Raw genomic sequence first — 9,192 nt, 5'->3', positions numbered from 1 at the left:
CTATGCCACTACATTATGAACTCCGCATAGTCCTCTCCCTTTCTAAGGGGGAGTTAGAGGGGGTTACCAGTGTTTAGTTCAATGCTGCCACGGCTGCTTTCACTTGCTCGGCAATTTCCGCATTACGGAACTGACCCGCTTCCAAATCAAAGTTATCGTAGAAGCTCGGAATAGATTGCGATGCTTTCACTTCAGCACCAAAGTAAGGCGCAGAGCCTGTCGCCGCAGCGAGAACCGTTTGTGCGCCACCAGAGCCAGGTGAAGTCGCTAAGTACACCGCTGGTTTATTTTGGAATACGTTGCGATCGATGCGTGTCGCCCAATCGAACAGATTTTTGTAAGCCGCTGGGTAAGAGCCGTTATGCTCGGCAAAAGAAATTACCAAAGCATCCGCTGTTGCGATGTCAGCAAGAAAAGATTTTGCGCCTTCCGCCTGACCAATTTCTTTCTCTTTGTCTTCACTGAACAAAGGGACATCATAGCGGTTGAGATCTAATACTTGCACGTCTGCACCTTCAACAAGGTTGGCAGCGTAAGTCGCGAGGGTTTTATTGATAGAGGTAGAGCTAGTAGAAGCGCCAAATGCGATAATTTTCATGGTTGTAATCCTTTGTTCACGTTTTGTACTCACTAGAGTAAAAGGTGAGCCCAAGTGCCACAACCACAAAAATTTTAAGGAGAGATTCGAAAATTTCGAAGGAGTTTAATTCAACTCATTTTGCTTCAACCAGAAACTTAGAGCTGCCAATCGAAGCATATATAACTGAATGAGACTTAAGCTTGCGCTTGAAGCTCTTGCCATAGATCGCTCACGATCACACGATCGGCAGGCGTCAATTCTGAACGTGCTTCTTCAAGGCTGTTTTCAATGCGAGACTTCAGCTCAGTCACATCGTTAATGCCTTCTTCCTCACACGCTGCAGCAGACAGAGAAATGTGACCACGCAAATAACCACCAGCAAACAATTCATCATCCGATGCCGTTTCAATGCGAGCATCAATCAGTTCTAGTAGTTTTTCTTCAAATTCAATAATCATGGAGCTTCTCTGAGGTTATTTAACGATAAAGTCAGACGTTTCCAGCGGCTTGGTTTGGTAAAAGGCACACAACGCATCCGATAGCATTTTCACGCGAGGCGGAAGACCGTTTTCTAGAATACCCATTACTTCATTGTGCACTTTGTGCATGAAACCAAGACGATCTGGTTCAAAATCGCCGTGTAGATTGTCACAACTGACGTTAAAAGGGAAGTCAGCACTTTTCGCTAGAATCCACTCATACGCTTGAGGGCGAATTTCCACTTTTTCAAACTCAGCTTGAACCTCGGCGGTACGGCCGTCAGGTTCATACCAGTAACCAAAATCTTCCAGCAAACGACGTTCTGGTCCTGCTACACACCAATGGGCAATCTCGTGCAGCGCTGACGCGTAAAAACCACGAGCAAAAATAATCCGATGATGCGGATGCTCTTGGTCTGCTGGTAAATAAATTGGCTCATCACCACCAAGCTCCAACTTGGTATTAAAAGTTTCAAGAAACGTGTCGTTGAAGATGGCGATAAGGTCTTGATATTCGTGGTTCATCATCGATTCTGTACTTCAAATTGATATGCGGTGCGCATTGTCGCTGTTTTTCTTCAACAGGTAAAGCCACACAACAAGTTTGGTTATTAGCTGGATTTATCTGAAAGTCGCTTTCTCCATACTATTTCTCATTCGTCACAGATCACATTTCCCACTACACTCACGCCTTATTTTTAAGCTTAATGATGGCGACATCAACGCCACTTAAAGCGAGATTCTTTTAGGGTTTAAGCCCCTTCCTCAAGGCTTAAATCTTGTTGGTAAGTTTTGCTGCTGTTTTCCTTAATCTCAAGGACTAAGACAGCGCCCTTTTATTTGAGTGTCCCCTTATGCTGCTAAGTGTGTTGTATATCATTGGTATCACGGCTGAAGCCATGACTGGTGCGTTGAGTGCTGGTCGAAGAAAAATGGATTGGTTTGGTGTTATGTTGGTAGCCAGTGCAACGGCAATTGGCGGTGGTACGGTGCGCGATATTCTTCTTGGCCACTACCCATTAGGTTGGGTGAAGAACCCAGAATTTTTGGCAATCACTTGTGTAGCTGGTGTTCTGACAACTGGCTTAGCGAAATGGGTGATTAAATTCAAAGGGCTATTCATTCGTTTGGATGCACTTGGCTTGATCGTATTTAGCATTATCGGCACCAAGGTAGCAATTGGTATGGGCTTACACCCTGGCATTTGTATGGTGTCAGCGCTAGTCACTGGTGTATTTGGTGGCCTGCTACGCGATTTGATTTGTCGTCAAACACCACTTGTGTTGCATGAAGAGCTTTACGCATCGGTGGCACTTATCGCATCAGGTTTGTACCTAGCGCTACTTGAGTTCAACGTACCAGACGTAACCGCGACGATTGTGACTCTGATTACTGGTTACATGCTGCGAATGGCTGCAGTACGCTTCAAATGGCGCTTACCTTCATTCCACTTGGAAACAGAAGGCTCGATTCACTGATTCGACTCGAAAGCTATTGAAAAGGGATGAAAAAAGGCTGCTCACTGAGCAGCCTTTTGTGTATCTATCGATTTACGTTTCAAACTTAAATCTTTGGAGTCTCGGTTTGTACGCCATGGTTTTGACCACGATGACGTAGCAAGTGATCCATAACGACAATGGCCAGCATCGCTTCTGCAATAGGCACAGCGCGGATACCCACACATGGGTCGTGACGACCTTTAGTGATCAACTGAGTTGGCTCACCTTCTTTAGTGATGGTTTCACCCGGAACCGTAATACTTGACGTTGGCTTAAGCGCAATGTTTGCAACAATCTCTTGACCGGTAGAGATACCGCCAAGAATGCCGCCCGCGTGGTTGCTACCGAAGCCTTCTGGAGAAAGCGTATCACGGTGCTCGCTGCCTTTTTGGTTTACCACATCAAAACCGTCGCCGATTTCCACGCCTTTCACCGCATTGATGCTCATTAGCGCGTGCGCGATGTCTGCATCCAAACGATCAAATACAGGCTCACCAAGACCAACAGGTACATTCGTTGCCACAACCTGAATTTTAGCGCCAATAGAGTCGCCTTCTTTTTTCAGGTCACGGATAAGCTGATCAAACGCTTCGACTTTGTCTGCATCTGGGCAGAAGAACGCGTTGTTTTCGATTTCATTCCAATCCACTTTATCGATTGAAACGTCACCCATTTGTGACAAGTAAGCGCGGATTTCGACACCAAACTCGTCTTTCAGGTATTTCTTAGCGATTGCACCAGCCGCCACACGCATTGCCGTTTCACGAGCAGACGAACGGCCGCCACCTCGATAATCGCGCACACCGTATTTTTGGTGGTAAGTGTAATCAGCGTGTCCTGGACGGAACTTGTCTTTGATGTCTGAGTAGTCTTTAGAACGCTGGTCTGTGTTCTCAATCATCAGACCAATTGAAGTGCCTGTAGTTTGACCTTCAAATACGCCAGAAAGAATTTTTACTTCGTCCGGTTCACGACGTTGGGTAGTGTAACGTGATGTGCCAGGACGGCGACGGTCGAGATCCGTTTGCAGATCTGCCTCAGTGATTTCCAAACCTGGAGGGCATCCGTCTACGATACATCCTAGTGCGATACCGTGACTTTCTCCGAATGTCGTTACTCGGAAATGTTGTCCGATACTGTTTCCTGCCATTACTTCCTCAAGTTCTTGTCGCCACGCTCTCCATGAGCGCAACTGCTTTTCAATTCTTCGTGGAATCATAGTGGCGGTATTACGTTTTGATGTAAAGCCCGATTTGGTGGAAAAAACAAAACAGCCGAAATTTTCCAAGCTCAGTGCGAAGCGGATAAAAAAACACCGAGCACTGGGCTCGGTGTTTTCATTATTTGATCAACTCGTTTGTTTCGACTGACTTAGTCTTTGTACAGTTTGAACTCTTCTGCACACTCAACCAGCTGGTCACGCGTTAGCATGAATACGCCGTGACCACCGTTCTCGAACTCAATCCAAGTGAATGGAATTTGTGGGTACTGTTCCATCATGTGAACCATTGAGTTACCGACTTCACACACAAGAATACCATCGTCTGTTAGGTAGTCTGGTGCGTTAGCAAGAATGCGACGAACCAGTTTTAGACCGTCAGTACCTGCAGCTAGACCCAGTTCAGGCTCGTGCGTGAACTCGTCTGGTAGGCTGTTCATGTCTTCTTCGTCCACGTAAGGTGGGTTAGACACGATCAGGTTGTACTTCTCTTTTGGAAGGTCGCGGAACAAGTCAGAGCGGATTGGGAACACTTGCTGCTCCATGCCGTGATCTTGTACGTTTTGCTCTGCAACTTGAAGTGCGTCAGTTGAGATATCGATCGCGTCAACTTCTGCTTCAGGGAAAGCGTGCGCACAAGCAATCGCGATACAGCCAGAACCCGTACATAGGTCCATAATGCGTGTAGGCTCTTCCACCAACCAAGGCTGGAATTCCGCTTGAATCAATTCACCGATTGGAGAACGCGGCACAAGTACACGCTCATCAACGAAAAACTCAAGACCACAGAACCACGCTTTGTTGGTTAGGTATGCAGTTGGTGTACGCTCGTTGATGCGTTTTACTACACGCTCAACAATACGCATACGCTCGCTTGTCGTAAGGCGAGAGTTCAATACGTGCGGAGGCACATCAATCGGCAAGTATAATGTTGGCAGGATAAGCTGAACCGCTTCATCCCACGCATTATCAGTGCCATGACCGTAAAACAGGTTAGCGGCGTTAAAGCGGCTTACCGTCCAACGAATCATATCTTGAAGGGTATGGAGCTCCGATACCGCCTCTTCTACAAAAATCTTATCCAAAATTGCCTCCGAAAAGCGCTACAATACTGCCATAAATTGTAAAAATGAAATTGTTTACCTAATGAGCAAAAAAGACACCGAACACGATGACGATTTCGCCTTGTTTAAGGATGCAGTACAGGGCGTAAAAAAGTTGCGACAGGATACCATAATCCAGCAACCAAAAAAAAATACTAAGCAAAAAGAAATCACACGCTCAAACCGTGAAGCGAGTGATTCTGAATTTTACTTTTCCGATGAGTTTGTCCCGCTCTTAAATGCGGATGGACCAACTCGCTACGCGCGTGATGATGTTTCGACTTATGAAGTGAAACGTCTTCGTCGTGGCGTGTACGTGCCTGACGTCTTCCTAGACATGCACGGCATGACACAACAAGAAGCCAAGCGAGAACTCGGTGCGATGATCGCGTACTGCGTGAAAAACGAAATCCACTGTGCGTGTGTACAACACGGCATCGGTAAGCACATCTTGAAGCAGAAAGCGCCGCTTTGGTTAGCTCAACATCCAGACGTAATGGCATTCCACCAAGCGCCTCTAGAGTTTGGCGGCGATGGTGCCCTACTGGTGCTGCTTTCTATTCCTGAGAAATAACCCACCGACTCCGAAAAGTATTTCGCTGACGAGCAAGAACGACAAAGGCAGGTTAACCCTGCCTTTTTTGTTTTTCTCAAGACATCACCCCGAGAACTCTTGTTCTATGGCGTGATATGCCAAAGCACTTCACCGCGTTGTGTTTGCGGGTCAAACTCAATACACACCAAGCCAGATGTCGGGAACATCGGCGGCGTCATGTCTTTCACAAATTCCGCAGTAAGGTAGCCCACCAGCGGCAAATGTGACACAAACAGAAGAGATTCAAGCTTCTCAACTTCAATTAGCGCATTAGCGAAATCAAACACTTGGTCGGATTGACCATAAGGCGTGATGTCTTCACACGTTTCGATGCTTTTTGCCGAAAAGTGTGCGCTGATTTCTTGCCAAGTTTGCTGCGCTCGAATGTACGGGCTCACCAGTACTTTGTCGAATTGAGCAAAACCTTGCTCTTTACATGCTCGGGCAACTGCTTCCGATTCAGTTCTGCCTCTTGGGGTCAGTTGTCTTTCTGCGTCGGTGTTCGCAAAATGCTCTGCTTCACCGTGACGCAAGATAAATATTTTCATGTTATTTCCTAGGGATAGCTAACGCTACCAAAAGGTTGACTGCTATCTTTATACGGATAGCGGGCTAACTTTAATAATGTCGAAACAAAAATACTGATATAATTATCGGTTCATTATACCAATTCGCTTGCTAAAGATAGCGACTTTCTTAACAATCTATTAAAAAGAATATACTCAGTTCATCACATTCTACGATGAAGTTATGAACTCAGTGCATTCCTTCAAATAGCTCGAACCCCATAGCAATTTGCTGATGGGCTTATGCAGTACTCTTACGAATAACAAAAATGCGGCAAGCAGTATTTGTCGAAGCGCAAACTTTGCGCCTCCCCACTCGGGGATCATAATTACTGTAATGCGAAATCTGGAGACGCATCGTGCACCTAAGTCCAAACGATTCAAATCAATACCGCTACATTACATTGAGTAATGCCCTGCGCGTGTTGCTGATTCATTCCGACACGGTTCAACAGTCGGCAGCAGCCCTAGCAGTAAACGTTGGACACTTCGATGATCCGATGGATCGTCAAGGTCTGGCACACTATCTAGAACACATGCTTTTTTTGGGTACGGAAAAATACCCTAAAGTGGGCGAGTTTCAAAGTTATATTAGTCAACATGGTGGCACCAACAACGCTTGGACGGGTACCGAGCACACTTGTTTCTTCTTCGATGTGACACCAACCGCCTTTGAAAGCGCACTTGATCGTTTCAGTCAATTCTTTACCGCACCACTGTTTAACGAAGAAGCGTTAGACAAAGAACGCCAAGCGGTCGACTCCGAATACAAACTCAAACTGAACGACGATTCTCGCCGTCTGTATCAAGTAAATAAAGAAGTCATCAACCCAGAACATCCGTTTTCTAAATTCTCTGTCGGCAACTTGGATACGCTTGGTGACCGCGAAGGCAAATCGATTCGCGACGAAATTGTTGAGTTTCACCACTCACAGTATTCCGCTGATTTGATGACGCTGACTTTGTTTGGTCCGCAATCTCTTGATGAGCAGCAAGCGTGGGTAGAAGCCATGTTTGCCGACATTCCAAACCACCAATTGCGCGGCAAATCGATTGATGTCCCTATTGGCACCGAAGATAGCACTGGTATTTTGGTCCAAGTCGAACCAATCAAAGAGTTCCGTAAACTGATCCTCACGTTCCCAATGCCGGGAATGGACGCACACTACAGCGTGAAGCCTCTCTCCTACTTTGCTCACCTGTTGGGCTACGAAGGTGAAGGCAGTTTAATGCTTCAACTCAAAGAGAAAGGCTGGATTACTTCCCTCTCTGCAGGTGGCGGGGCGAGCGGCAGCAACTACCGCGATTTCACAGTAAGTTGCACCTTGACACCAAACGGTTTGGATCATGTCGATGACATCGTTCAAGCGGTATTCCAGTACCTCACTATGATCAAACAAGATGGCATGGATGAATGGCGATACTTGGAAAAACAAGCGGTATTAGAATCGGCTTTCCGTTTCCAAGAGCCATCACGTCCAATGGATTTGGTCAGTCATCTGGTGATCAACATGCAGCACTATCAACCAGAAGACACGGTTTATGGTGACTACAAAATGGCAGGCTACGATGAAGCGCTTCAACGTTCATTGTTGCAGTACCTTTCGGTTGAAAATGTTCGCGTCACATTGATTGCGCAAGGTTTAGAATACAACCGAACCGCAGAGTGGTACTTCACGCCTTACTCAGTCATCCCGTTTAGTGAAAACCAACGCCGCTTCTATCATCAAATTGATCCGAGTTGGCAATTCGTTCTGCCAGAAAAGAACCCATACATTTGTTATGACCTCGACCCAAGACCATTTGAAAACGGCGGGTCGTTGCCAGAATTGGTTGAAGATCTCGAAGGTTTTCGACTCTGGCACCTGCAAGATGATGAGTTCAGAGTGCCGAAAGGTGTCGTTTACGTCGCTATCGACAGTTCACACGCCGTTGCATCGCCAAAAAATATCGTGAAAACGCGGCTATGTGTTGAGATGTTCCTCGACTCTCTAGCAAAAGAGACTTATCAAGCAGAAATCGCGGGGATGGGTTACAACATGTATGCTCACCAAGGCGGTGTCACGCTTACATTATCGGGCTTTAGCCAGAAGTTACCTCAACTTTTAGAAATGATTCTGCATCGCTTTGCAGCTCGTGAGTTCAACCCAGATCGATTTGAAACCATTAAACAGCAGCTTCTTCGTAATTGGCGCAATTCATCTCAAGATCGCCCAATTTCGCAGCTTTTTAATGCACTGACAGGTTTGCTCCAACCTAACAATCCACCTTTTGCAACGCTGGTTGAAGCATTGGAAGAGATTGAGGTGGATGAGCTGTCTGTGTTTGTTGAATCGATTCTCGCTGAGCTACACGTTGAGATGTTCGTTTATGGCGACTGGCAACGTCAGCAAGCTCATGACATGGCAACCACATTAAAAGACGCATTGCGTGTGAAAGAGCAGCGTTACGAAGAGGCACTTCGCCCACTCGTCATGCTGGGTGAAAATGGCAGCTTCCAACGCGAAGTAAACTGTAACCAACAAGACTCGGCGGTGGTGATTTATCACCAATGTGAAGACATCTCGCCGCGTAACATTGCGCTTTATTCCTTGGCGAACCACTTAATGTCGGCAACTTTCTTCCATGAGATCCGAACTAAACAACAGCTTGGCTACATGGTGGGAACGGGGAACATGCCGCTTAATCGTCATCCGGGGATTGTGCTTTATGTGCAGTCACCAAACGCGGCGCCAGCTGAACTGGTTACCTCAATCGATGAGTTCTTGAATGCGTTTTATATGGTGTTGTTGGAGCTTAACGAATACCAATGGCACAGCAGCAAGCGCGGATTATGGAACCAAATTGCAACGCCTGACACCACATTACGCGGGCGAGCGCAGCGCCTATGGGTAGCAATTGGCAACAAAGACACCGACTTTAATCAGCGCGAAAAAGTGTTGGAAGAGCTTAAAGAGTTGACCCGTACCGACATGATCCGTTTTGTGGTCAATGAACTAAAACCTCGCACCGCCAATCGTTTGGTGATGCATTCGCAAGGTATCGCTCATGAAGACGCGCCGCGTATTAACCTTGGCTTAGAAATTGGGTCAATTGAAGAGTTTCAGTTGCGCCCGAAAGATTTCGGTCTCGGGTAAATCATTTTGATTAG

General features: G+C 46.5%; 9 protein-coding genes. 3 read left to right on the top strand and 6 right to left on the bottom strand.

Annotation, left to right across the window (positions count from 1 at the left end; all coding sequences use genetic code 11):
• Positions 1-73: 73 nt before the first annotated feature.
• The 3 genes from KIO97_RS10720 to KIO97_RS10710 all read right to left on the bottom strand — a co-directional run bounded on the left by KIO97_RS10720 (position 74) and on the right by KIO97_RS10710 (position 1,584).
• Complete coding sequence (locus tag KIO97_RS10720) at positions 74-598, bottom strand: NADPH-dependent FMN reductase (protein ID WP_285382436.1); 525 nt, start codon at positions 596-598, stop codon at positions 74-76.
• Positions 599-774: 176 nt separating this feature from the next.
• Positions 775-1,038 (bottom strand): YfcL family protein, encoded by a 264-nt coding sequence (locus KIO97_RS10715; protein WP_005433127.1) that lies wholly within the window; start codon positions 1,036-1,038, stop codon positions 775-777.
• Positions 1,039-1,053: 15 nt separating this feature from the next.
• Entirely contained in the window at positions 1,054-1,584 is a 531-nt protein-coding gene (locus KIO97_RS10710) for an elongation factor P hydroxylase (RefSeq protein ID WP_038893052.1), read from the bottom strand.
• Between the two features lie 329 nt (positions 1,585-1,913).
• On the opposite strand from KIO97_RS10710, the gene KIO97_RS10705 reads away from it, so the two are divergent.
• Positions 1,914-2,537 (top strand): trimeric intracellular cation channel family protein, encoded by a 624-nt coding sequence (locus KIO97_RS10705; RefSeq protein WP_009707348.1) that lies wholly within the window; start codon positions 1,914-1,916, stop codon positions 2,535-2,537.
• A gap of 85 nt (positions 2,538-2,622) precedes the next feature.
• On the opposite strand, the gene aroC is transcribed toward KIO97_RS10705, so the two are convergent.
• The gene (gene aroC / locus KIO97_RS10700) at positions 2,623-3,708 is read right to left on the bottom strand and encodes a chorismate synthase (RefSeq protein WP_005433120.1); all 1,086 of its coding nucleotides are present in this window, start codon (positions 3,706-3,708) and stop codon (positions 2,623-2,625) included.
• 221 nt (positions 3,709-3,929) lie between these two features.
• Positions 3,930-4,862, bottom strand: a complete 933-nt coding sequence (prmB, locus tag KIO97_RS10695) for a 50S ribosomal protein L3 N(5)-glutamine methyltransferase (protein ID WP_285382435.1) — start codon at positions 4,860-4,862, stop codon at positions 3,930-3,932.
• A 61-nt stretch (positions 4,863-4,923) separates the two neighbouring features.
• Here prmB and smrB point away from each other — a divergent pair, with 61 nt between their 5' ends.
• Entirely contained in the window at positions 4,924-5,454 is a 531-nt protein-coding gene (gene smrB / locus KIO97_RS10690) for an endonuclease SmrB (RefSeq protein WP_005433105.1), read from the top strand.
• A gap of 104 nt (positions 5,455-5,558) precedes the next feature.
• On the opposite strand, the gene sixA is transcribed toward smrB, so the two are convergent.
• A complete protein-coding gene (gene sixA / locus KIO97_RS10685) occupies positions 5,559-6,023 on the bottom strand; it encodes a phosphohistidine phosphatase SixA (protein WP_045400567.1) in 465 nt (154 codons plus the stop codon).
• Positions 6,024-6,400: 377 nt separating this feature from the next.
• Between sixA and KIO97_RS10680 the strand changes: the two genes are divergently transcribed.
• Complete coding sequence (locus KIO97_RS10680; RefSeq protein WP_285382433.1) at positions 6,401-9,178, top strand: insulinase family protein; 2,778 nt, start codon at positions 6,401-6,403, stop codon at positions 9,176-9,178.
• Positions 9,179-9,192 lie beyond the last annotated feature (14 nt).

This window comes from Vibrio sp. B181a, assembly GCF_030248375.1.
In the GTDB taxonomy this organism is placed as follows: domain Bacteria; phylum Pseudomonadota; class Gammaproteobacteria; order Enterobacterales; family Vibrionaceae; genus Vibrio; species Vibrio campbellii.
The sequence above is the reverse complement of the archived record's forward strand: the minus strand, read 5'-3'. Positions and strand labels throughout refer to the sequence as shown.

Bases quoted from the DNA above. Each gene is read 5' to 3' on its own strand.
- smrB (WP_005433105.1), top strand. From the start codon at position 4,924: ATGAGCAAAAAAGACACCGAACACGATGACGATTTCGCCTTGTTTAAG.
- KIO97_RS10705 (WP_009707348.1), top strand. From the start codon at position 1,914: ATGCTGCTAAGTGTGTTGTATATCATTGGTATCACGGCTGAAGCCATG.
- sixA (WP_045400567.1), bottom strand. From the start codon at position 6,023: ATGAAAATATTTATCTTGCGTCACGGTGAAGCAGAGCATTTTGCGAAC.
- KIO97_RS10715 (WP_005433127.1), bottom strand. From the start codon at position 1,038: ATGATTATTGAATTTGAAGAAAAACTACTAGAACTGATTGATGCTCGC.
- aroC (WP_005433120.1), bottom strand. From the start codon at position 3,708: ATGGCAGGAAACAGTATCGGACAACATTTCCGAGTAACGACATTCGGA.
- KIO97_RS10720 (WP_285382436.1), bottom strand. From the start codon at position 598: ATGAAAATTATCGCATTTGGCGCTTCTACTAGCTCTACCTCTATCAAT.
- KIO97_RS10710 (WP_038893052.1), bottom strand. From the start codon at position 1,584: ATGAACCACGAATATCAAGACCTTATCGCCATCTTCAACGACACGTTT.